Source organism: Kitasatospora sp. NPDC093679, from assembly GCF_040683455.1.
GTDB lineage: Bacteria > Actinomycetota > Actinomycetes > Streptomycetales > Streptomycetaceae > Kitasatospora > Kitasatospora arboriphila.
The window spans coordinates 70,358-94,737 of the sequence record NZ_JBFBDW010000020.1 but is presented as its reverse complement, the minus strand read 5'-3'; the positions used below and the strand labels follow the sequence as shown (position 1 = coordinate 94,737).

13 protein-coding genes are annotated in these 24,380 nt (G+C 73.0%); 2 read left to right on the top strand and 11 right to left on the bottom strand.

The genetic code is table 11. From position 1 onward, the window contains the following. Positions 1-57 precede the first annotated feature (57 nt). From pyk to AB0O09_RS18685, 7 genes are all read right to left on the bottom strand, one after another. Positions 58-1,488: a pyruvate kinase gene (gene pyk, locus AB0O09_RS18715; RefSeq protein WP_359979958.1), complete on the bottom strand. Its 1,431-nt coding sequence runs from the start codon at positions 1,486-1,488 to the stop codon at positions 58-60. A 102-nt stretch (positions 1,489-1,590) separates the two neighbouring features. Next, a complete protein-coding gene (locus AB0O09_RS18710; protein ID WP_363542747.1) occupies positions 1,591-2,799 on the bottom strand; it encodes an acetate kinase in 1,209 nt (402 codons plus the stop codon). Further along, positions 2,796-4,928 (bottom strand): phosphate acetyltransferase, encoded by a 2,133-nt coding sequence (gene pta / locus AB0O09_RS18705; protein WP_363542746.1) that lies wholly within the window; start codon positions 4,926-4,928, stop codon positions 2,796-2,798. Before pta ends, AB0O09_RS18710 begins: the two co-directional genes overlap by 4 nt. A 132-nt stretch (positions 4,929-5,060) precedes the next feature. Next, on the bottom strand, positions 5,061-7,253 hold the full coding sequence (glgB, locus tag AB0O09_RS18700) for a 1,4-alpha-glucan branching protein GlgB (protein WP_363542766.1): 2,193 nt from the start codon (positions 7,251-7,253) through the stop codon (positions 5,061-5,063). Positions 7,254-7,443: 190 nt separating this feature from the next. Beyond that, the gene (locus AB0O09_RS18695) at positions 7,444-8,937 is read right to left on the bottom strand and encodes a maltokinase (RefSeq protein WP_363542745.1); all 1,494 of its coding nucleotides are present in this window, start codon (positions 8,935-8,937) and stop codon (positions 7,444-7,446) included. A gap of 263 nt (positions 8,938-9,200) precedes the next feature. Next, positions 9,201-10,904 carry a maltose alpha-D-glucosyltransferase gene (gene treS, locus AB0O09_RS18690; RefSeq protein ID WP_363542744.1) on the bottom strand — a complete coding sequence of 568 codons (1,704 nt, stop codon included), beginning with the start codon at positions 10,902-10,904 and terminating at the stop codon, positions 9,201-9,203. Beyond that, positions 10,901-12,856 carry an alpha-1,4-glucan--maltose-1-phosphate maltosyltransferase gene (locus AB0O09_RS18685; RefSeq protein ID WP_363542765.1) on the bottom strand — a complete coding sequence of 652 codons (1,956 nt, stop codon included), beginning with the start codon at positions 12,854-12,856 and terminating at the stop codon, positions 10,901-10,903. Before AB0O09_RS18685 ends, treS begins: the two co-directional genes overlap by 4 nt. Positions 12,857-13,835: 979 nt before the next feature. Between AB0O09_RS18685 and glgP the strand changes: the two genes are divergently transcribed. Further along, positions 13,836-16,532, top strand: coding sequence for an alpha-glucan family phosphorylase (gene glgP / locus AB0O09_RS18680; RefSeq protein ID WP_363542743.1), 2,697 nt, complete (start codon positions 13,836-13,838; stop codon positions 16,530-16,532). 67 nt (positions 16,533-16,599) lie between these two features. Here glgP and AB0O09_RS18675 read toward each other — a convergent pair whose 3' ends face one another. The 4 genes from AB0O09_RS18675 to AB0O09_RS18660 all read right to left on the bottom strand — a co-directional run bounded on the left by AB0O09_RS18675 (position 16,600) and on the right by AB0O09_RS18660 (position 22,696). Beyond that, positions 16,600-17,790, bottom strand: a complete 1,191-nt coding sequence (locus AB0O09_RS18675) for a lactate 2-monooxygenase (protein ID WP_363542742.1) — start codon at positions 17,788-17,790, stop codon at positions 16,600-16,602. Continuing rightward, on the bottom strand, positions 17,787-18,794 hold the full coding sequence (locus AB0O09_RS18670) for an NADP-dependent oxidoreductase (RefSeq protein ID WP_363542741.1): 1,008 nt from the start codon (positions 18,792-18,794) through the stop codon (positions 17,787-17,789). Before AB0O09_RS18670 ends, AB0O09_RS18675 begins: the two co-directional genes overlap by 4 nt. Before the next feature lie 258 nt (positions 18,795-19,052). Beyond that, complete coding sequence (locus AB0O09_RS18665) at positions 19,053-20,885, bottom strand: ABC transporter ATP-binding protein (protein ID WP_363542740.1); 1,833 nt, start codon at positions 20,883-20,885, stop codon at positions 19,053-19,055. Beyond that, the gene (locus AB0O09_RS18660; RefSeq protein WP_363542739.1) at positions 20,882-22,696 is read right to left on the bottom strand and encodes an ABC transporter ATP-binding protein; all 1,815 of its coding nucleotides are present in this window, start codon (positions 22,694-22,696) and stop codon (positions 20,882-20,884) included. Before AB0O09_RS18660 ends, AB0O09_RS18665 begins: the two co-directional genes overlap by 4 nt. 258 nt (positions 22,697-22,954) lie before the next feature. Here AB0O09_RS18660 and AB0O09_RS18655 point away from each other — a divergent pair, with 258 nt between their 5' ends. Continuing rightward, a complete protein-coding gene (locus AB0O09_RS18655) occupies positions 22,955-24,379 on the top strand; it encodes a family 2B encapsulin nanocompartment shell protein (RefSeq protein ID WP_363542738.1) in 1,425 nt (474 codons plus the stop codon). Position 24,380: the final 1 nt, after the last annotated feature.

Genomic DNA, 24,380 nt, shown 5'->3' with positions numbered 1-24,380 from the left:
GTTCCCCTCCTCCGGTCGGAGGAGGGGAACCGCCCCTCGGCGATGCTGCGCCGGGTGTCAGTGGTGGTCGCGGCTGCCCAGGTGGTGGACCTGGACCATGTTGGTGTTGCCGGGGACGCCGGGAGGCGAGCCGGCGGTGACGATCACGGTGTCGCCCTCGGCGAGGCGGTTCAGGCGCAGCAGCTCGCGGTCGACCTGCTGCACCATCTCGTCGGTGGTCTCGACCTGCTCGGTCACGTACGCCTCGACGCCCCAGCTCAGCGAGAGCTGGTTGCGGGTGGAGGCGTCCGGCGTGAACGCGATCACCGGGATCGGCGAGCGGTAGCGGGACAGCCGGCGGGCGGTGTCGCCGGACTTGGTGAACGCGACCAGCGCCTGGCCGTTGAGGAAGTCGCCGAGCTCGCACGCGGCGCGGGCGATCGAGCCGCCCTGGGTGCGCGGCTTGCGGCCCGGGTTCAGCGGCTGGAGGCCCTGCGAGAGCAGCTCCTCCTCGGCCTTCTCGGCGATCCGGCTCATCGTCCGGACGGTCTCGACCGGGTACTTGCCGACGCTGGACTCGGCGGAGAGCATGACCGCGTCCGTGCCGTCCAGGATGGCGTTGGCGACGTCGGAGACCTCGGCGCGGGTCGGGCGCGAGGCGTGGATCATCGACTCCATCATCTGGGTCGCCACGATCACCGGCTTGGCGTTGCGGCGGGCCAGGGTGATCAGCTGCTTCTGCACCAGCGGCACCCGCTCCAGCGGGTACTCGACGGCGAGGTCGCCACGGGCCACCATGATCGCGTCGAAGGCGAGGACGATCTCCTCCATCGCCTCGACGGCCTGCGGCTTCTCGATCTTGGCGATGACCGGGACGCGGATGCCGACCTCGTCCATCACCTTGTGGACGTCGTGGATGTCGGCCGCGTTGCGGACGAAGGACAGTGCGACCATGTCGACGCCCAGCTCGAGGGCGAAGCGCAGGTCCTCCTTGTCCTTCTCGGAGAGGGCGGGCACGTTGACGGCCGCACCGGGCAGGTTGATGCCCTTGTTGTTCGAGAGCACGCCGCCCTCGACCACCACGGTCTTCACCCGCGGGCCGTCGACGCTGACGACCTCCAGGGCGATGACGCCGTCGTTGATCAGGATCGGGTCGCCGGGCTTCACGTCGCCGGGCAGGCCCTTGTAGGTGGTGCCGCAGATGTGCTGGTCCCCGGGCACATCCTCGGTCGTGATGGTGAAGGTGTCGCCGTTGTCGACGGTCACCGGTCCGTTGGCGAAGGTGGCCAGCCGGATCTTCGGGCCCTGCAGGTCGGCCAGCACGCCGATGGTGCGGCCGGTGTCCTCGGACACCTGGCGGACCTTGCGGTACCGCTCCTCGTGCTCCGCGTGGGAGCCGTGGCTCATGTTGAGTCGGGCGACGTTCATGCCCGCTTCGACGATGGCCTTCAGCTGTTCGTAGGAGTCCGTCGCCGGACCCAGGGTGCAGACAATTTTCGCTCGGCGCATATCCGTCAGTCTATCCGTTCGAGTTATCGGTGCATCACGCCCGGACCGGGAGAAATCGCCAACGAACCATCCCGAAGGGTGGGACGCTGACGGGCTGTCATCTCAAATGTCGTCGTGCACCAGTGCGAAGGCCTGGCGGGCGATCTCCAGCTCCTCGTCGGTGGGCACCACCGCGACCGCCACCCGCCCGTGATCGGGCGAGATCAGCCGCGCCGCACCGGAGCGCACGGCGTTCAGCACCGGGTCGACCTCGATGCCCAGCGCCGACAGCCCCGCGCACGCCGCCTCCCGGACGGGCGCCGCGTTCTCGCCCACCCCCGCGGTGAACACCACCGCGTCCACCCGGCCCAGTACCGCGTAGTACGCCCCGATGTACTTGCGCAGCCGGTGCACGTACACGTCGAAGGCCAGCTGCGCGTCCCCGTCGCCCTCGCCGGCCCGGCGCAGCACCTCCCGCATGTCGTTGTCCCCGCACAGCCCGACCAGGCCGCTGCGCCGGTTCAGCAGGTCGTCGATCTCATCGATCGTCAGGCCGCCCACCCGGTGGAGGTGGAAGACCAGGCCCGGATCGGCGTCCCCGGAACGGGTGCCCATGACCAGGCCCTCCAGCGGCGTCAGGCCCATGGAGGTCTCCACGCACACCCCGCCCGACACCGCCGAGGCCGAGGCCCCGTTGCCCAGGTGCAGCACGATCACGTTCAGCTCGGCCGGGTCGCGGCCGAGCAGTCGCGCGGCCGCCCGCGAGACGTACTGGTGCGAGGTGCCGTGGAAGCCGTACCGGCGCACCCGGTGCTGCTCCGCGGTCTTCCGGTCGATCGCGTACGTGGCGGCGGCCTCCGGCATCGTGCTGTGGAAGGCCGTGTCGAACACCGCGACCTGCGGCAGGTCCGGCCGCAGCGCGCGGGCCACCTCGATGCCGACGATGTTCGCCGGGTTGTGCAGCGGCGCGACCGGGATCAGCCGGCGGATCTCGGCCACCACCTCGTCGTCGATCAGGGTCGGCGCGGCGAATCGCTGCCCGCCGTGCACCACCCGGTGGCCGATCGCCGCGAGGCCGGGGGAGCCCAGCCCGAGGTCGTCCGCGGCGAGCTCCTCGGCGACCGCGGCGAGCGCCTCCGCGTGGTCGGCGAAGACCCGCAGCCGCTCGCGCCGCTCGCCCCGGGCCGGGGTGTGCAGCAGCCGGCCGTTCACCTCGCCGATCCGCTCGACCAGCCCGGCCGCCGCCCGGGAGCCGTCCAGCATGTCGATCAGCTGGTACTTCACGGAGGAAGACCCCGCGTTCAGCACGAGGACCAGCGTGGATTCGGTCACTGCTCGGCTCCTTCGGCGGGGCGCTGCGACTGGATCGCGGTGATCGCGACCGTGTTGACGATGTCCTCGACCAGGGCGCCGCGGGACAGGTCGTTGACCGGCTTGCGCAGGCCCTGCAGCACCGGCCCGACCGCCACCGCGCCGGCCGAGCGCTGCACCGCCTTGTACGTGTTGTTGCCGGTGTTCAGGTCCGGGAAGACCAGCACGGTCGCCCGGCCCGCCACCGAGGAGCCCGGCAGCTTGGTCTCCGCCACGTACGGGTCCACCGCGGCGTCGTACTGGATCGGCCCCTCGACCAGGATGTCCGGGCGCGCCCGGCGGACCAGCTCGGTCGCCTCCCGCACCTTGTCCACGTCCGCGCCCGAACCGGAGGTGCCCGTCGAGTACGAGAGCATCGCGACCCGCGGCTCCACCCCGAACTGGGCCGCCGTCTCCGCGGACTGCACCGCGATGTCGGCCAGCTGCTGCGCGTCCGGGTCCGGGTTCACCGCGCAGTCGCCGTACACCAGCACCCGGTCGGCCAGGCACATGAAGAACACCGAGGAGACGATCGCCGCACCCGGCGCCGTCCTGATCACCTCGAAGGCCGGCCGGATGGTGGCCGCGGTCGAGTGCACCGCACCGGACACCATGCCGTCGGCGATGCCCTCCTGCACCATCAGCGTCCCGAAGTACGAGACGTCGGTGACCACGTCCAGGGCGCGCTCCAGCGTCATACCCTTGTGCGCCCGCGCCCTGGCGTACAGCTCCGCGAAGCTCTCGCGCAGCGGACTGGTCGCCGGGTCGACGATCCGCAGCCGGGCCCGGTCCGCGGCCTCCTCCGGGTGCGGCAGCTCCAGACCGAGCGAGGCCGCCCGGCGCTGCACCGCGTCCCGCTCGCCCAGCAGGGTCAGGTCGCAGATGTTGCGGCGCAGCAGCACCTCCGCCGCCCGCAGCACCCGCTCCTCGGTGCCCTCCGGCAGCACGATGTGCCGCCGCTGCGCCCGGGCCCGCTCCAGCAGCGCGTGCTCGAACATCATCGGGGTCACCCGCTCGGACCGCGACAGCTCGATCCGCTTGGTCAACTCCGTCGTGTCCACGTGGAGTTCGAACAGTCCGAGGGCGGTCTCGGCCTTCCGGTGGCTGTCCGGGCCGATCCGGCCCTCCAGGTGGGTCAGCGCGGCCGCGGTCAACCAGCTGCCCTCCGGCACCACCGCGACCGGCGTCCCCGGCGCGAGCCGCGCCGCCAGCGCCATCACGTTCGGCCCCGGATGCTGCCCGAGCGTGAGCAGCACGCCCGCGATCGGCGGCGCCCCCGCGGCGTGCGCCGCCAGCGAGCCGATCAGCAGGTCCGCCCGGTCGCCCGGGGTCACCACCAGGGCGCCCTCGGTCAGCGCGTCGAGGAAGGTCGGCAGCATCGCGCCGCCGAAGACGAAGGAGCGCACGTCCCGGGCCAGGCCCGCGGCGTCGCCGAGCAGCACCTCGGCGCCGGTCGCGTCGACCAGCTGTGCCACGGTCGGCGCCGAGAGCGAGGGCTCCTCCGGGATCACGTACACCGGCACCGGGAGCTTCTCGGTCAGCGTCCGCTGGATCCGCTGCTTCGCGGCGGGGGCGACCCGGTTGGCGATCATCGCCAGCGCGGAGCAGCCGAGGTCGGTGTAGGCCCGGTGGGCGTTGCGGACCTCCGCGACCACCGCCTGCGCGTCCTCGCCCTGACCGCCGACGACCGGCAGCACCCAGGCGCCGAACTCGTTGGCGAGCCGGGCGTTGAAGGCCAGCTCGTCGGGGATGTTGGTGCCGGCGAAGTCGGTGCCGAGCACCAGCACCGCCTGGCAGCGCCGCTCGACCGCGCGGAAGCGGTCCACCAGCACCGACACCAGTTCGTCCTGGCCCTGCGCGGCCTGCAGGGCGGCGGCCTCCTCGTAGGAGAGGCCGTACAGGTCCTCCGCCGGCAGGTCGACCCGGTAGCGGGCCCGCAGCAGCTCGACGACGTGGTCGGTGCCCTTCTCGGCGGGATCGTCCGCGTGCACCAGCGGCCGGAAGACGCCGACGGCGTCGACCTGGCGGGCCAGCAGCTCCATGACCCCGAGTTCGACGGCCTGCCGGCCGTCCCCCCGGTCGATGCCGGTCACGTACACGCTGCGCGCCACGCGGCTCACTCCGTCCTGCCGTCCGGGAAGCGGTCACTGTTGACCATACCCGGGCAGGTGTTCCGGTGCGGACGTGGGCGGGCCCCCGGGGCGATCGCCCCGGGGGCCCGGAACCGGTGGGGTCCGGCGGCGTCAGGCCGGCCGCAGCCAGAGGGTGGCGAGCGGCGGGAGGACCAGCTCGGCACTGTGCTCCTGGCCGTTCCACGCGGTGGCCTCGGCCTTGACCGGCCGCGAGTTGCCGAGGCCGCTGCCGCCGTACTCCGCGGCGTCGGTGTTCAGCGCCTCCTCCCACAGCTGGTCGCCGCCGGGCAGCTCCGGCAGGCCGACCCGGAAGCCGTGCCGGACGACGGGGGAGAAGTTGCAGACCGCGACCAGCGGGGTGCCGTCGGCGGCGTACCGGACGAAGGACAGCACGTTGTCGTCGGCCGCGCCGCCGTCCAGCCAGCGGAAGCCGGCCGGCACGGTGTCCTGCTCCCAGAGCGCCGGGGAGTCGAGGTAGGTGCGGTTGAGCGCGCCGACCAGCCGGCGCACCCCGAGGTGCTCCTCGGCGGCCGGCCAGTCCTCGGCGAGCACCCACCACTGCGGGCCGTGCTCGTGGTCCCACTCGGCGCCCTGAGCGAACTCCTGCCCCATGAAAAGCAGTTGCTTGCCGGGGTGGGCCCACATGAAGCCCAGGTACGCCCGGTGGTTGGCCCGCTGCTGCCACCAGTCGCCGGGCATCTTGGCGACCAGCGCCTGCTTGCCGTGCACCACCTCGTCGTGCGAGATCGGCAGGACGTAGTTCTCCGAGTAGGCGTACACCATCGAGAAGGTCATCTCGTTGTGGTGGTACTTGCGGTGCACCGGCTCCTTGGACATGTAGACCAGCGAGTCGTGCATCCAGCCCATGTTCCACTTCAGGCCGAAGCCGAGGCCGCCGCTGTCGGTGGGGCGGGTGACGCCGTCCCAGGCCGTGGACTCCTCGGCGATGGTGACCACGCCGGGGCAGCGGCGGTAGACCGTCGCGTTCATTTCCTGAAGGAACGAGGCGGCGTCGAGGTTCTCCCGGCCGCCGAAGACGTTCGGCGACCAGGCGCCGCCCTCGCGCGAGTAGTCGAGGTAGAGCATGGAGGCGACGGCGTCCACCCGCAGGCCGTCGACGTGGAACTCCTCGCACCAGTACACCGCGTTGGCGACCAGGAAGTTCCGCACCTCGGTGCGGCCGTAGTCGAACTCCAGGGTGCCCCAGTCCGGGTGCTCGGCCCGCAGCGGGTCGGCCGGCTCGTACAGCGGCTCGCCGTCGAACCGGGCCAGGCCGAAGCCGTCCTTGGGGAAGTGCGCCGGCACCCAGTCGACGATCACGCCGATGCCGGCCCGGTGCAGCGCGTCCACCAGGTACTTGAAGTCGTCCGGGCCGCCGAGCCGGGCGGTCGGCGCGTAGAAGCCGGTGACCTGGTAGCCCCAGGAGCCGCCGAAGGGGTGCTCCATCACCGGCATGAACTCGACGTGGGTGAAGCCGAGGCCGGCGAGGTAGCCGGGCAGCACCTCGGCGATCTCCCGGTAGCTCGTCAGGTCCGGCCGCCAGGAGGGCAGGTGCAGCTCGTACACCGACATCGGCGAGCTGTGGTGCACCGTCCGCGGACGCCGGGCCATCCAGTCCCCGTCGCCCCAGGTGTAGTGCGAGGTGTGCACCACGGAGGCGGTCTCGGGCGGGCACTGGGCGGCCCGGGCCAGCGGGTCGGCCTTCTGCAGCACCCAGCCCTGCCGGGTGCGGATCTCGTACTTGTAGGTCTCGCCCTCCGCGAGGCCGGGGACGAACAGCTCCCAGATGCCGGAGGAGCCGAGCGAGCGCATCGGGTGGCCGGTGCCGTCCCAGTGGTTGAAGCCGCCGACCAGCCGGACGCCCACCGCGTTCGGCGCCCACACCGCGAAGGAGACGCCGGCCACCCCGTCGACCTCGCGGACGTGGCTGCCGAGCACCCGCCACAGTTGCTCGTGCCGGCCCTCGGAGATCAGGTGCAGGTCGAGCTCGCCCAGGGTGGGCGCCATCCGGTAGCCGTCCTCCTGCTCCAGCGGCTCACCGCCGGGGTAGCTCACCCGCAGCCGGTAGGGCGGGAACTCCCGGCCCACCAGCAGCCCGGTGAACAGGCCGGACTGCTGGTGGGTCAACTCCATAGGGCCCTGGTCCGTCACCACCACGACCCGCTCCGCGAACGGGCGCAGCACCCGGATCGCGGTGCCCTCCAGGGTGGCGTGCGCACCGAGCAGGGCGTGCGGGTCGTGGTGGACGCCGGAGACCAGCCGGTCCACCTCGGCCGGCGGCAGCGGCGCCTCCGGGAGGCGCATCGGGGAGGACGCCGACGGGCCGGACCGCGGTGGCGCCACGGGCTCGCGCCGCTTGGCCGCCCGGGCCCGGCGGGCGGGCGCGGACGCGCCGGCGCCCGCCCGGGGGGTGGCGGGCACGGCGGTGGTGGAGCTGTCGTGCGTGGGGCCGGGGGGGTTCACGTCGGGTCCTCCAGGAGGCGGTTGCGGGGCGTCAGACGGTCAGGGCCAGACGGTTGATGGCGGCCAGCGGGATCGGCAGCCAGCTCGGGCGGTGCCGGGCCTCGTACACGACCTCGTACACCGCCTTGTCGATCTCCAGGGCGCGCAGCAGCTCCGGCGCGGTGGCCGGGTCCATCCCGCCGCCGGCCGTGTAGCCCGCGCAGTAGGCGGCCCGGTTGCGGGCCGCCCAGGCGTTGGCCAGGTGGGCCAGCTCCGGGTCGGGGCCGGGGGCCCCGGCGAGCAGGTGCGCGGCCGCGTAGTCGAAGGAGCGCAGCATCGCCGCCACGTCCCGCAGCGCCGGCTGCGGCAGCCGGCGCTCGGCCAGCGGCTTGGCCGGCTCGCCCTCGAAGTCCAGCAGCACCCAGCCGTGCGGGGTGCGCATGGCCTGGCCGAGGTGCAGGTCGCCGTGGATCCGCTGGACGGGCAGGCCCTCCAGGTGGTCGGCGGTGAGCTGCTGGAAGGCCGCGCGCAGCGCCGAGCGGTAGCGCAGCAGCCCGGGCACCGCGGCGACCGCGCTGTCCAGCCGGTCGGCCATCGCGCCGGCCAGCCGGCCGGTCTCGGCCCGGTCGAGTCGGGCGGTCGGCATCGAGCGGGACAGCACCCGGTGCACCTCGGCGGTGGCCCGGCCGAGCCGGTGCGCCTCGACCGCGAAGTTCCCCGGCGTCGGGTCGCCCTTGAGCCGGGCCACCTGGTCGAGGGCGAGCTCCCAGCCGTCCTCGGCGTCCGGCAGGTAGCGCTGGAGCAGTCCGAGAGTGGCCGGTTCCGATCGCTCCAACCGGGACTCGAACCAGGCGGCGACCCGCGGGATGCGGGTGGAGCCCGCCCGGGAGAGCGCCAGCGACAGTTCGAGGTCCGGATTGGTGCCGGGGCTGATCCGCCGGAACAGCTTGAGGATGAAGGAGGTCCCGTAGATCACCGAGCTGTTGGACTGCTCGGCCGTGGAGGCCCGGCCCGGCAGGTTGCTCGGCAGGCCCGGACCCGGGGTCCGCCGGAAGGAGAGCGCGCCGAAGCGGTCGCCGGTGGCCAGGTGCTCCAGCAGCCGGCCGGTCAGCTCCGGGTCGTGCACCGCGTCGTAGAGCACCGCGCCGTCGTGCGGGCCGCCGCCGGCCAGCCGGCCGAGGACGGCGCCCGGGCCGATCCCGGACGGGTCCTGGGACCGGATGCCCAGCAGCAGCTGGTAGATGTCCCCCTGGGCGGCCGCCCCGGTGCCGTGCTCCACCCGCAGCAGCAGGTGCAGCAGGGTCGGGTCGCCGACCTGCAGCGGAGTGCCCACCACCGGCGTGAGCCCGCTGATCGCGCGCCCCTTCCCGGCGTACCAGCGCTGGGTGGGGAGCCAGTCGGCGATCAGCGGCAGGGCGGCGCCCACGAGCTCGCTGACACCCGCGGTGGTTCTCCGCCCCGTGGTCCCGCGCGTGCCGACGGGCCCGGTGGCGCCGTCGGGTAGGTCGCGGTGCACGTGGGCTTGAGAACGGGAGGTTTCGGACATGACTCCCTTTCCCCGGAAGCGGGCCGGCTGCCCGAGGTCGTCACCGGGCCTGTCAGTCTTCCGGATTTCGGCGGCGCGGCGGCGGAGGCACGCGAGCGGGGCTCGGGTGTCACGCCATAGTGTGGGTGGCCGTTGGGCTGTTCTCCGTACCCGGCGGTGCGAAGACCCCTGCGGGGCGCGGGGGCCGTGACTCTCGCGCCCCGCAGGGTGGTCCCCTCGGACCTGGCTGGTGGATCGTTACTTCGGGCGCCGGACGGCCGCCGCTACTTGATTCCGGGCTTCCTGAGCTGGAACCAGTAGAAGCCGTGCCCGGCGAGGGTGAGCAGGTAGGGCCACTCACCGATGGACGGGAAGCGCACGCCGCCGATCAACTCGACCGGGTACCGCCCCCCGTACCGCCGCAGGTCCAGTTCGGTCGGCTGCGCGAACCGCGAGAAGTTGTTCACGCACATGACCAGGTCTCCCTCGTGCTCGCGCACGAAGGCCAGCACCGCGGGATTGCTGGAGGGCAGCTCGGTGTAGCTGCCGAGGCCGAACGCAGGGTTGAGCTTGCGGATCTCGATCATGCGACGCGTCCAGTGCAGCAGGGAACTCGAACTGCTTTGCTGCGCTTCGACGTTGGTCACCTGAAAGCCGTACACCGGGTCCATGATGGGCGGCAGACTGAGCCTGCCCGGGTCGGCCGAGGAGAAACCCGCGTTGCGGTCCGGCGTCCACTGCATCGGGGTGCGGACGCCGTCCCGGTCGCCGAGCCAGATGTTGTCGCCCATGCCGATCTCGTCGCCGTAGTACAGCACCGGCGAACCGGGCAGCGAGAGCAGCAGGGCGGTGAACAGCTCGATCTGGTTGCGGTCGTTCTCCAGCAGCGGCGCGAGCCGCCGGCGGATGCCCACGTTGGCCCGCATCCGCGGGTCCTTCGCGTACTCCGCGTACATGTAGTCGCGCTCCTCGTCGGTGACCATCTCCAGGGTCAGCTCGTCGTGGTTGCGCAGGAAGATGCCCCACTGGCAGCCGGAGGGGATCTCCGGCGTCTTCGCGAGGATCTCCGAGACCGGGTAGCGCGACTCCCGGCGGACGGCCATGAAGATCCGCGGCATCACCGGGAAGTGGAACGCCATGTGGCACTCGTCGCCGCCGGAGGCGAAGTCCCCGAAGTAGTCGACGACGTCCTCGGGCCACTGGTTGGCCTCGGCCAGCAGCACCGTGTCCGGGTAGTCCGCGTCGATCTCCTTGCGGAGCCGCTTGAGGAACTCGTGGGTCTCCGGCAGGTTCTCGCAGTTGGTGCCCTCCCGGGCGTACAGGTAGGGGACCGCGTCCAGCCGGAACCCGTCGATGCCGAGGTCCAGCCAGAACCTCAGGGCCGCGATCACCTCCTCCTGGACCCGCGGGTTGTCGTAGTTGAGGTCCGGCTGGTGGGAGAAGAACCGGTGCCAGAAGTACTGCTTGCGGACCGGGTCGTACGTCCAGTTGGAGGTCTCGGTGTCGACGAAGATGATGCGGGCGTCGGGGTACTGCTTGTCGTTGTCGGCCCACATGTAGAAGTCGCCGTACGGCCCGTCCGGGTCGTTGCGGGACGCCTGGAACCACGGGTGCTGGTCGCTGGTGTGGTTGACCACGAAGTCGATGATCACCCGCATGCCCCGGGCGTGGGCGGCGTCGACGAACTCCACGAAGTCGGCGAGGTCGCCGAACTCCGGCAGCACCGACTTGTAGTCGGCCACGTCGTACCCGCCGTCCCGCAGCGGCGAGGCGAAGAAGGGCGGCAGCCAGAGGCAGTCCACCCCCAGCCACTGCAGGTAGTCGAGCTTCGAGGTGAGCCCCTTGAGGTCACCCACGCCGTCGCCGTTGCTGTCCTGGAAGGAACGGACCAGGACCTCGTAGAAGACCGCGCGTTTGAACCACTCGGGGTCGCGGTCCCTGGCCGGCGTTTCGGCGAAGGTGTCGGGAACGGGCTCGTTGACTGTCACTGAGGGTGCCTCCGGACGGTGAGGAGGTGGGCCGGCTCGGCAGACGGGTCGAGCCGGACGTAGTTGCGGCGGCCCCAGTCGTAGGTGGCGCCGGTGAGCTCGTCGTGCACCGTCAGCGGCAGGTCCGAGTCCAGGGTCACGGTGGCCTCCTGGACGTGGTGCGGGTCCAGGTTCACCACGGTGATCACGTGGTCCTCGATGCCGTCCTCGGTGGTCGCCCGCTTGGAGTACGCGATGACCTGGTCGTTGTCCGTGGGGTGGAAGCGCAGGTCGCGCAGCTGCTGCAGGGCGGGGTGGCGCCGGCGGAGCCGGTTGAGGACGGTGAGGAGCGGGGCGAGGGAGTCCTGACGGCTCCAGTCGCGGGGGCGCAGCTCGTACTTCTCGGAGCGCGCGTACTCCTCCGAGCCGGGGTGGACGGGCTCGTTCTCGTAGTGCTCGTAGCCCGCGTAGACGCCGTAGCTGGGGGCGAGGGTCGCGGCCAGCACCGCGCGGACGGCGAACGCGGCCGGGCCGCCCTGCTGCAGGTACTCGTGCAGGATGTCCGGGGTGTTGACGAAGAAGTTGGGCCGCATGTACGAGGCCGCGTCACCGGTGAGTTCGGTGAGGTATTCGGTGAGTTCCTGCTTGGTGGTGCGCCAGGTGAAATAGGTGTACGACTGGTGAAATCCGATCTTCCCCAGGGTGTGCATCATCGCCGGACGGGTGAACGCCTCGGCCAGGAAGATCACGTCGGGGTCCGTCCGGGCGATGTCGCCCAGCACCTTCTCCCAGAACACCACCGGCTTGGTGTGCGGATTGTCGACGCGGAAGATCCGCACCCCGTGGCCCATCCAGAAGCGCAGGACACGAACCGTCTCCTTGACCAGCCCCTCGAAGTCCTGGTCGAAGTTGATCGGGTAGATGTCCTGGTACTTCTTCGGCGGGTTCTCGGCGTACGCGACGGTGCCGTCGAGGCGGTGGCTGAACCACTCGGGGTGCTTGTTGACCCAGGGGTGGTCGGGGGAGCACTGCAGGGCGAAGTCCAGCGCGACCTCCAGCCCCAGCGACCCGGCCTCGGCGACGAAGCGGTCGAAGTCCTCCAGGGTGCCGAGGTCCGGGTGGACGGCGTCGTGGCCGCCCTCCGGCGAGCCGATCGCCCAGGGCGAGCCGACGTCGTGCGGACCGGCCGTCAGGGAGTTGTCCGGGCCCTTGCGGTGGGCGCGGCCGATCGGGTGGATCGGCGGCAGGTAGACCACCTCGAAGCCCATCGCGGCGATCGCGGGCAGCCGCTCGGCGGCGGTGCGCAGCGTCCCGGAGACCGGCGGCTGGACGCCGGAGGGGTCGACCACGGCGCCCTCGGAGCGCGGGAAGAACTCGTACCAGGCGCCGTACAGCGCCCGCTTGCGGTCCACCTGGAGCGGCAGCGGCCGGGTGGCGCTGACCAGTTCGCGCAGCGGGTGGCGCTCCAGCAGGGTCAGCACCTCGGGCGCGAGCGCGGCCGCGTAGCGGCTCAGCGGGGGCAGGCCGGGGTCGCGCAGCGCGTCCACCGCGGCCAGCACGTGCGCCCGGCCCTCCTTCTTGGGCACCCCGGCGGCGGCCCGCTCCAGCAGCTGGGCGCCCTCCTCCAGGACGAGCGCGGTGTCGATGCCGGCCGGGAGCTTGACCGCGGCGGTCCTCCGCCAGGTGGCGACCGGGTCGCTCCACGCCTCCACCAGGTAGGACCAGCGGCCGGCCGCGGTCGGCGTGACGTGCGCGCCCCAACGGTCGGTTCCCGGGGCGAGTTCGCGCATCGGCGTCCACGGGCCGCTGCGGCCGCGGGGGTCGCGGAGCACCACGTTGGCGTTGACCGCGTCGTGGCCCTCGCGGAAGACGGTGGCGGTGACCTGGAAGCTCTCGCCCTCCACGGCCTTGGCCGGGCGCCGCCCGGAGTCGACGAGGGGGCTGACGTCCAGGACGGGGATGCGGCCGATCACGGTGTCGCTCTCTGTCTTGCGGGTGGCGCTCTTGCGGGCGGTGGTGGTCTTCTTCGCCGCGGTCTTCTTGGCGGCGGTCGTCCTCGCGGCGGTCTTCTTCGCCGGGGCCCCGGTCGCGGTGGTCGTGGTCCTGGTGGTGGACCCGGTGCTGCTCCTGCCGGTGGTGGTCTTGCTGCCGGTGGTCTTGCCGGTGGTGCTCTTGCGGGCCGCCGTCCGCCCGGCCGCGGGGGCGGCCGGTGCGGTGCTGCGGGCGGCGCGCGGGGCCGGCAGCGGCGGCTCCGTGGTCGGCGGTGTGTCGGGGCCCTCCGTCGTTGCGGTGGACTGGTCCCGCGTGTCGCCCTGCATGCCAAACTCCTGCCCGAATCGGCGGCGGCTCCCGACGGCTGGTGCGTTGCCGGGGAGTTGCCGGGAGGACTGTGGGGTGGGGTGGCCGTGCGTTCGGAACGGTGCCGTGCCGGCGGGCCGGCGACCCGACCGCCGGCCGGCGCGACCCGCCCCGCGAGGCGCGTGCGTCCCGGCGCGCGCCTCGAAGGGCGCGCCCCGGAGCGACCCGACCCACCCGGAAAACGACCGGGCGAGGTGTGAGGACACGCCGAGGAGCAGCGGCAGCGGCCGAATGGGCGATGGAGGGTGAGGGCTCGTCAGCAGGGCATGTTCCGGACATGGAACAGCAGGGGGCGCCTTTCGGCCTGCACTCCCTGCCGCACCAACGACCTTTCTGCATCCTCGCACCACCGGCAAGACCTACGGGCCGGTAATCGCGCGATTTCGGACGGTATGCAGGGGCATATCGGCCAGTGGAAACGCGGCCGTTGCTGGATATTCACGCGCCAGGGGCGCGCCTTTTCGGCTGTGTGCGCCCCGCGCGCCCCCCGTTCGCAGCACTGCGCCGATTGCGATCTCACCAATACGCCGAACGGGTGTGCAAAGCGTCCGCTGACACCCGTTCAGGCGGCCCGGAGGCTCTAGGCTTCACGTTGTGAAGGCAATCCGCAGATTCACCGTCCGCACCGTCCTGCCCGAACAACTCCAGCCGCTGCACGAGCTCGCGCTCAACCTGCGCTGGTCCTGGCACCCGGAGACGAGGGAGCTGTTCCGCTCCGTCGACCCGGAGGTCTGGGCGGCCGTGGGGGAGGACCCGGTCCGGCTGCTCGGCGAGGTGCCGGCCGCCCGGCTCGCCGCGCTGGCGGCCGACCGCCGCTTCCTGCGCCGACTGGGCGACCTCCATGACGACCTGAGGGACTACCTGGCCGGGCCGCGCTGGTACCAGTCGGCGCCGCCGGTCGGGGAGGCCGGCAGCCCGCTGCCCGAGGCGATCGCCTACTTCTCGCCCGAGTACGGCATCGCCGCGGCGCTGCCGCAGTACTCCGGCGGCCTCGGCATCCTGGCCGGCGACCACCTCAAGGCCGCCAGCGACCTCGGCGTCCCGATCATCGGCGTGGGCCTGTTCTACCGGCACGGGTACTTCCGGCAGTCACTGGACCGGGACGGCTGGCAGCAGGAGCGCTACCCGCTGCTCGACCCGGACGAACTCGCCGTCAGCCTGCTGCGCGAGGAGGACGGCAGCCCCTGCCGGGTCGACCTCGCCCTGCCGGCCGGTCGCACCCTCGGCGCGCGGATCTGGAAGGCCCAGGTCGGCCGCGTCCCGCTGCTGCTGCTGGACTCCGACATCGAGTCCAACGCCCCGGCCGACCGGGACGTGACGGACCGCCTGTACGGCGGCGGCAGCGAGCACCGGCTGCTCCAGGAGATGCTGCTCGGCATCGGCGGCGTGCGTGCGGTGCGCACCTACTGCCGGCTCACCGGCCACCGCGCGCCGGAGGTCTTCCACACCAACGAGGGCCACGCCGGCTTCCTCGGCGTGGAGCGGATCCGCGAGCTGGTCGCGCCGGCCGAGCAGGGCGGCCGCGGGCTGGACTTCGGCGCCGCCCTGGAGGCCGTCCGGGCCGGCACGGTGTTCACCACCCACACGCCCGTCCCGGCCGGCATCGACCGCTTCGACCGCGACCTGGTCGCCCGTCACTTCGGCGGCGACGCGGCACTGGCCGGCGTCCCGGTCGACCGGGTGCTGGCCCTCGGCGCGGAGAGCTGGCACGGCGGCGACCCGAAGCTGTTCAACATGGCGGCGATGGGCCTGCGGCTGGCCCAGCGGGCCAACGGCGTCTCGACCCTGCACGGCGAGGTCAGCCGCTCGATGTTCAACGGGCTCTGGCCGGGCTTCGACTCGGCCGAGGTGCCGATCGGTTCGATCACCAACGGCGTCCACGCGCCGACCTGGATCGACCCGGCGGTCGTCCGGCTCGGCGCCGGGCAGATCGGCGCCGAGCGCGCCGACGAGGCCATCACCACCGGCGAGGCCCGCCGCTGGACGGGCATCGAGCGGATCGGTGACGAGGAGATCTGGGAGGTCCGCCGCACCCTGCGGGCCCAGCTGGTCGAGGAGGCCCGCCGCCGGCTGCGCACCTCCTGGCGCCAGCGCGGTGCCGGTGACGCCGAGCTCGGCTGGACCTCCGGCGTGCTCGACCCGGACGTCCTGACCATCGGCTTCGCCCGCCGCGTCCCCTCCTACAAGCGGCTCACCCTGATGCTGCGGGACAGGGCCCGGCTGCGGGCGCTGCTGCTGGACCCGCAGCGGCCGGTGCAGATCGTCGTCGCGGGCAAGGCCCACCCGGCCGACGACGGCGGCAAGCGGCTGATCCAGCAGCTGGTCGCCTTCGCCGACGATCCGGCGGTACGCCACCGGATCGTCTTCCTGCCCGACTACGACATGGCCATGGCCAAGCACCTCTACCCGGGCTGCGACGTCTGGCTGAACAACCCGCTCCGCCCGCTGGAGGCCTGCGGCACCTCCGGGATGAAGGCCGCCCTCAACGGCTGCCTCAACCTCTCGATCCTGGACGGCTGGTGGGACGAGTGGTTCGACGGCCGCAACGGCTGGGCGATCCCCACCGCGGACGTCTCCGGCCCCGAGCGGGTCGACCCGGACAGCCCGGAGGCCGAGCGGCGCGACGACATCGAGGCGGCGGCGCTCTACGACCTGATCGAGCACCAGGTCGCCGCCCGGTTCTACGACCGCGGCGCCGACGGCCTGCCGCACCGCTGGATCTCGATGGTCCGGCACACCCTGGTCACCCTCGGGCCCAAGGTGCTGGCCGGCCGGATGGTGCGCGAGTACGTCGAGCGGCTGTACGCCCCCGCGGCGGCCGCGCAGCGCGCCCTCGCCGCCGGGTCCGGCGGCACCGACCACGCCGGTGCCCGCGAGCTCGCCGAGTGGAAGGCCCGGGTCCGCGAGGCCTGGCCGGCCGTCCGGGTCGAGCACGTCGAGGCGGAGGGCTGCCGCGAGGCGCAGGAGCTCGGCTCGGCGCTGGAGCTGCGGGTGCAGGTCTCGCTCGGCGCGCTGGAGCCGGCCGACGTGGAGGTCCAGGTGGTCTCCGGCCGGGTGGACGAGTCCGACCGGATCTCGGACGCCGCGGTGCTCGCCCTCAAGCCGGCGGGCGGACCGGACCTGGAGGGCCGCCACCGCTACGAGGGGCCGCTGGCGCTGGACCGCACCGGCCCGTTCGGCTACACCGTGCGGGTGCTGCCCACCCACCGGCTGCTGGCCTCGCCGGCCGAGCCGGGGCTGGTCGCGGCGCCGGTCGAGTCGGGCGGGATGGACGCCGGCGTGCTGCGCTGAGCCGGCCGGACGACCGCAGGTGCCGGGCGGGCCGATCGGCCCGCCCGGCACCTGCGCGTGCCGGCGGTCAGCCCCCGTGCGTGGGCCCGTCCAGCGCGGAGGCGTCCAGGCCGCCCGGGGTGCGGTGCCCGGAGAGCGCCAGCGTCAGCTCGAACTCGGCGAGCAGCGAACGGACCACGTGCGCCACCCCGGCCTGCCCGTCCAGGGCCAGGCCGTAGGCGTACGGGCGGCCGAGCAGCACCGCCCGGGCACCCAGGGCGAGCGCCTTGAACACGTCGTCGCCCGTCCGGATCCCGCTGTCGAACAGCACCGGGACCCGGTCGCCCACCGCGGCCGCCACCGCGGGCAGGGCGGCGGCGGCACCGATCGAGCCGTTGACCTGGCGGCCGCCGTGGTTGGAGACCACCACGCCGTCCATGCCGGCCTCGACCGCGGCCCGGGCGTCGTCGGGGTGGAGGACGCCCTTGAGCACGATCGGGCCGTCCCAGTGCTCCCGCAGCCAGGCCAGGTCCGGCCAGGTCTTGCCGGGGTCGGCGAAGAGCGACACGAAGTGCAGGACGGCCGCGTTCGGGTCCTCGTGCGGGGGCTTCGCCAGCCCGGCGAGGAAGGCCGGATCGGTGAAGTAGTTGGCCGTCCCGACGCCGTGCAGGAAGGGCAGGTACGCCTGGTCCAGGTCGCGGGGGCGCCAGGCCAGCAGCGGCGTGTCCAGGGTGACGAACAGCGCGGTGAACCCGGCTGCCCCGGCCCGGTCCAGGAAGGAGCGGGTGACCTCGCGGTCCTTCGACCAGTAGAGCTGGAACCAGCGCTCGCCGTCGCCCATCGCCGCGGCGACCTCCTCCATCGGCGTGCTGGAGGCGGAGGACAGCACGAAGGGCACGCCCTCGGCGGCCGCGGCCCGGGCCGCGGCCGGCTCGGCGTCCGGGTGCAGGATCGACAGCACCCCGACCGGAGCCAGCGCCATCGGCGCCGGCAGGGTCCGGCCGAACAGCTCGGTCCGCAGGTCGCGGGCCGACACGTCGCGCAGCATCCGGGGCACGATCCGGTGCGCGTCCAGGGCGGCCCGGTTGGCCCGCTCGGTCGCCCCGCTGCCGGCACTGCCCGCGACGTAGCCGAACGGACCGGGGCCGAGCCGGTGCTCCGCCAGCCGCTCCAGCCGGGTGAGATCGGTCGGCAGCCGCGGCACGCTGCCGCTGATCAGGCCGTTCAGGTAGATCTTGTACTGGAAGGACGCCCAGTCGCGCGGGGGCGGTGTGGTCACACCAGCTCCAGCACGAGCTTGCCGACGTTCTCGCCGCGGAACAGCATCTGCAGCGTCTCGGGGAAGTCGTCGACGGTGCCGCGCACGATGTGCTCCTTGACCTTCAGCCGGCCCTCGGCGATCCAGCCGGCCATCTCGGTGGCGGCCTCCTTGTAGCGGGCGGCGTGGTCGAAGACCACGAAGCCCTCCATCCGGGCCCGGCGGACCAGCAGCGACAGGTAGTTGGACGGGCCCTCGACCTTCGACTCGGCGTTGTACTGGCTGATCGCGCCGCAGATCACCACCCGGGCGTGCATCGCCAGCCGGGTCAGCGCGGCGTCCAGGATCGGGCCGCCGACGTTGTCGAAGTACACGTCGATGCCGTCCGGGCAGTGCTCGCGCAGCGCCTTGCGGACGTCCTCGCCGCGGTAGTCGATCGCGGCGTCGAAGCCGAGCTCCTCGGTGAGCAGCGCGCACTTCTCGGCGCCGCCGGCGATGCCGACCACCCGGCAGCCCTTCACCTTGGCGATCTGGCCGACGATGCTGCCGACGGCGCCCGCGGCGCCGGAGACCACCACCGTCTCGCCGTCCTTGAGGGCGCCGACCTCCAGCAGGCCGAAGTAGGCGGTCATGCCCGGCATGCCGAGGGCGCCCAGGTAGGTGGAGAGCGGGGCGGCGGCCGGGTCGACCTTGATGGTGCCGCGGCCGTCGGAGACCACGTGCTCCTGGACGCCGAAAGTGCCGACCACGTGGTCGCCGACCTCGTACTTCGGGTGGTTGGAGGCGGTCACCTCGATCACCGAGCCGGCCCGCATGACCTCGCCGATGCCGACCGGCGGCAGGTAGGAGGGGCGGTCGTCCAGCCAGCCGCGCATCGCCGGGTCCAGCGAGAGGAAGCGGGTACGGCCGGCGAACTCGCCCTCGCCGGGCTCGGCGGCCGGTGCGGTGGCGTGCTCCCAGTCGGTGGGCTTGACCGCGCCCTGCGGCCGGGCGGCGAGTCGGATCTGGCGGTTGGCTGCGGTCATGGCAGGCTCCTGTCGCTGGCGGCCGTGCCGCAGCTGCGCGGCACCCGGGGCCGATTCTAAGCAAGCGCTTAGTCACCTGGCTAGACGGAGCCACCGCCGGGAACGAGTGAGGGCCGCCACGAGGGGCGCGCGGGCGGACTCGGGCAAACCATCCAGGGGCGCGGGAACCGGGCGAAGCGGGAGGCTGCGGTCCGCACCTTCCGTCTCGCGCAGCTCCCTGCGCCCCTCAGTGGTTTGCCCTTTGCGTTCGGGCGTCCGTCAGACCAGGCTGTCGCGCCAGGCACGGTGGAGGTCGGCGAAGCGGCCGCGGCCGCCGATCAGGTCGGCCGGGCGGCCGTCCTCGACGATCCGGCCCTGGTCCATCACCAGCACCCGGTCGGCGATCTCGACGGTGGAGAGCCGGTGGGCGATGACCACCGCGGTGCGGCCCGCCAGGACCGTCCGCATGGCCCGCTGCACCGCCTGCTCGCCCGGCACGTCCAGCGAGCTGGTGGCCTCGTCGAGGATCAGCACCGCCGGGTCGGCGAGCAGCGCCCGGGCGAAGGCGACGAGCTGCCGCTGCCCGGCCGAGATCCGGCCGCCGCGCTTGCGGACGTCGGTGTCGAAGCCCTCCGGCAGCGCGGTGATGAACTCGTACGCGCCGATGTCCCGGGCGGCCCGTTCGACCTCCTCGCGGGTGGCTCCGGGACGGCCGATCGCGATGTTCTCGGCGACCGTGCCGGAGAACAGGAAGGACTCCTGGGTGACCATGACGACGTTGCGCCGCAGCTCCTCCCCGGAGAGCTCGCGCAGGTCGACGCCGTCGAGCGCCACCCGGCCGTCGGTCGGGTCGTAGAACCGGGCGAGCAGCTTGGCCAGGGTGGACTTGCCGGCGCCGGTGGCGCCGACGACCGCGGTGGTGCGCCCGGCGGGGAGCACCAAGTCGAAGCGGGGCAGGACCTCCTTGCCGGTGCGGTAGGCGAAGCGGACGCCGTCGAAGGAGACGGTGCGACCCTTCACCGGGTGCTCCGGCAGCGGTGCGGGGACGGTCGGCTCGGGCACCGAGGGCTCGTGCGCCAGCAGGCCGGCGATCTTCTCCAGTGCGGCGGCCGCCGACTGGTAGCTGTTGAGGAACATCGCCAGCTGGTCGAGCGGCTCGTACAGCCGGCGCAGGTAAAGCACGAAGGCGGTGAGCACGCCGAGTTCGACCGAGCCGTCGGCGACCAGCAGGGCGCCGGCCACCACCACGCCGGTGATCCACACGTTGGCGATCGCCCGGGAGGTGGTGACGTAGCGGGCCATCTCCAGCAGGCCGTCCGCGGTGGTGCCGGCGTACTGGTGGTTGACCGTGCCGAAGGCCTCGTCGTTGGCCCGCTCGCGGCGGAAGGCCTGGACGGGGCGGATGCCGTTCATGGTCTCGGTGAACCGGACGATCACCGCGGCCACCGCCGTCCGGGAGCGCCGGTAGACCCGCTGCGAGCGCCGGCGGAACGACCGGACGCTGAGGTACATCGGCAGGAAGGACAGCAGCGACAGCAGGCCGAGCCGCCAGTCCATCACCATCAGGACCAGCGAGATCCAGAACACCGACAGGACGACCGAGAGCAGCTCCTGCAGGCCCTCGGCGAGCAGTTCGCGCAGGGCGTCGACGTCGCTGGTGGCGCGCGAGATGATCCGGCCGGAGGTGTAGCGCTCGTGGAAGTCCAGGCTGAGCCGCTGGGCGTGCCGGAAGATCCGGCCGCGCAGCTCCAGCAGGACGTCCTGGTTGATCCGGGCGCTGAAGCGGATGAAGGCGCGCTGCAGCACGGTGCTGAGCGCGGCGCAGCCCAGGTAGGCGGCGATCACCGCGATCAGCGGGCCGCTGTCGTGCTCCCGCAGGGCGGGGATGCCGCGGTCCATCGCGAAGGCCACCAGCAGCGGCCCGGCCTGCAGGGCGGCCTGCTGGACGAGGATCACCAGCATGGCGGCGGCGATCCGGCCGCGGTGCGGGCCGAGCAGTTCGCCGAGCAGCCGGCGGGCGGCGCCCGGAGGGACGGGGATGTCCTCGTCCTCGGCCGGCGCCGGGAGTTCCTCGGCCAGCTCCTCGGCGGCGTCGACCGCAGTGGTGCTCATCGGGTGCTGATCCCTTCCGGTACGGGGGCGGCCTCGCCCGTCATCAGCTCGCGGTAGACGGCGGAGCTCTGCAGCAGTTCGTGGTGGGTGCCCACGGCGGCGATCCGGCCCTCGTGCAGCACGGCCACCCGGTCGGCCAGCATGACCGTGCTCGGGCGGTGCGCGACGACCAGCGCGGTGGTGCCGTCGAGGACGCGCCGCAGCGCCTGCTCGACCAGCGCCTCGGTGTGCACGTCCAGGGCGGAGAGCGGGTCGTCCAGCACCAGGAAGCGCGGGTCGCCGACGACCGCGCGGGCCAGGGCGAGGCGCTGGCGCTGGCCGCCGGAGAGGCTGAGGCCCTGCTCGCCGACCTGGGTCGCGGTGCCGGCCGGCAGCCGGTCGACGAAGTGCGCCTGGGCGGTGTCGAGGGCGGCGGCCAACTGCTCGGGGCCGGCGGCCGGTGCGCCCATCAGCACGTTCTCGGCGACCGAGGCGGAGAAGAGCGTCGGCTCCTCGAAGGCGACGGCGACCAGTTCGCGCAGCTCGGCGCGGGGGATCGTGCGGATGTCCCGGCCGTCCAGGGCGACGGTGCCGCCGGTGGCCTCGTACAGCCGGGGCAGCAGGGCGGTGAGCGTGGTCTTGCCGCTGCCGGTCGCGCCGACCAGGGCCATCGTCTCGCCGGGCCGGACGTGCAGGTCGATGCCGCACAGCAGGTCGGGGCTGTCCGCGGGGGCGTCGGGGTAGCGGAAGCGCACCCCGGACAGCCGGATGCCCCGCTCGCCGCCGGCGGCGGGGCCGGACCCGGCCTGCTCGGTGCCGGCCTGCTCGGTGTCGGAGGGCTCGGGTTCGTCCATCACTTCGTAGAAGCGGTCGGTGGCGGTGGCGGCCTCGTTGGCGTACGCGACCAGCCAGCCCAGCGACTCGACCGGCCAGCGCAGGGCCAGCGCGGTGGAGAGGAAGGCCACCAGGGTGCCCGCCGACATCTCGTCGTGGGCGACCAGGACGGCGCCGAGCGCCAGGGCCGCGCCGAGCGCGAGCTCCGGCAGGCCGACGATGACCGCCCAGAGGTTGGCCAGCATCCCGGCCTTGCCGAGTTCGGTCTCGCGCAGAGAGCGGGACTGCTCGGCGAAGCGCTCGGCCATGGTGCGGTGCCGGCCGAAGGCCTTGAGGATGCGGATGCCGAGCACCGACTCCTCGACCACCGTGGCGAGGTCGCCGTTCTGGTCCTGCGCACGGCGGGCGGCGCCGGAGTACCGCTGCTCGAAGTGGTGCGTCAGCCAGGTCAGCGGCCCCATCGGGATCAGCGCGATCAGGGCGAGCCGCCAGTCCAGGGCGAACATCAGGCCGGTGCCGACGAGGAAGACCGTGCAGTTGACGATCAGGAAGACCAGCGGGAAGGCCAGGAACAGCCGCATGGTGAACATGTCGGAGGTCGCCCGGCTGAGCAGCTGGCCGGAGGGCCACCGGTCGTGGAAGGAAACCGGCAGCCGCTGCAGCTTGGCGAACAGGTCGCCGCGCATGGCGGCCTCGACCCGGGCCAGCGGGCGGGCGACGACCACCCGGCGCACCCCGAACAGGCCCGCCTCGGCGAGGCCGAGCAGCAGGAGCAGGCCGGCGAGCGGCCACAGCGCGGCCATGTCGTGGTCGGCGATCGGGCCGTCGACGATCCGCCGGAGCACCACCGGCACGGCGAGCACGCTCACCGAGGCGGTGAGTGCGGCGGCGACCGAGCCGGCGATCCGCCAGCGGGCGATGCGGGCGTACGGCCACAGGCGCAGCAGCGAGCGCACGGTGGACCGGCAGGGGCCGTCGGGGGCTTGGTTCGTGGACATCGCGCCCGAGGGTAGGCGCTGTCCGGTCATTTCTCATCCGGTTTTTCGCACCTGACGTCGGGTTCCGGCCGGACGGGCCGGTGGTCGCGCGCAGCGCGGGAGGTGTGCAGGGGGCGTGAGGCCATTCGAGTGCATCCGTGGTACCCGCGCGCCGTGCGCGCCTCGGCCGTCCGGGTGTCGCCGTGCGATGTGATCCGTGTGCGGAGAGTGGCCGCCGACCTGCCATGGCGGCCTCCCACGACGTTCGAGAGGTGTCCCATGACGGTCGAGACACAGCCCGCGGCGCAGCCGGCCGGCGCACAGGACCGGATCCAGCTCAGCAGCCTCAGCACGGCGGCGGCGCGCAACCTCGCCACCACCACCAAGTCGCAGCCGCAGATGCAGGAGATCAGCTCGCGGTGGCTGCTCAAGGCGCTGCCGTGGGTGCAGGTGTCCGGCGGCACCTACCGGGTCAACCGGCGGCTGAGCTACGCCGTCGGCGACGGCCGGCTGACCTTCGTGAAGACCGGCTCCCGGGTCCAGGTCGTCCCGGCGGAGCTCGGCGAGCTGCCGCTGCTGCGCGGCTTCGACGAGCCGCTGGCGCTCGGCGCGCTGGCCGGCCGCTTCGTCCAGCAGGAGTTCGAGCCGGGCGAGGTGATCGTCGAGCGCGGCCGCCCGGCCGACCACGTCTACCTGATCGCGCACGGCAAGGTGGAGCAGATCGGCGCCGGCAAGTACGGCGAGGAGACCGTCCTCGGCGTGCTCGCCGACGGCGCGTCCTTCGGCGGCCACGTGCTCGGCGGGCTCGACGGCGACTGGGAGTTCACCGCCAAGGCGGCGACCGCGGTCACCGTGCTGGCCCTGCCCCACCAGGCGTACCAGCTGGTCGCCGCCGAGTACCGGCAGCTGCGCGACCACGTCCTGGGCCTGTCCGGCAACGGGCACCGGCCGCAGAACGCCCACGGCGAGGCCGCGATCGAGATGTCCGCCGGCCACACCGGCGAGCACGAGCTGCCGGCGACCTTCGTCGACTACGAACTCGCCCCCCGCGAGTACGAGCTGAGCGTCGCCCAGACGGTGCTGCGGGTGCACACCCGGGTCGCCGACCTCTACAACGAGCCGATGGACCAGACCGAGCAGCAGCTGCGGCTGACCGTCGAGGCGCTGCGCGAGCGCCAGGAGCACGAGCTGGTCAACAACCCCGACTTCGGCCTGCTCGCCAACGCCGACTACGACCAGCGGATCCAGACCCACTCCGGCCCGCCCACCCCGGACGACCTGGACGAGCTGCTCAGCATGCGGCGACAGACCACCCACCTGTTCGCCCACCCGCGGGCGATCGCCGCCTTCGGCCGGGAGTGCAACCGCCGCGGCCTGTACTTCGGCACCGTCGAGGTCGGCGGCCACCACCTGCCGGCCTGGCGCGGGGTGCCGATCCTGCCCTGCGGCAAGATCCCGGTCACCGAGGGCCACACCACCTCGATCGTCGCGATGCGCGTCGGCGAGGCGGAGCAGGGCGTGATCGGCCTCAACCAGATCGGCCTGCCCGACGAGTACGAGCCCGGCCTCAACGTCCGCTTCATGGGCATCGACGACAAGGCCGTCATCTCCTACCTGGTCAGCACCTACTACTCGGCCGCCGTGCTCGTCCCGGACGCGCTCGGACTGCTCGAGAACGTCGAGGTCAACCGCCCGCTCGGCTGAG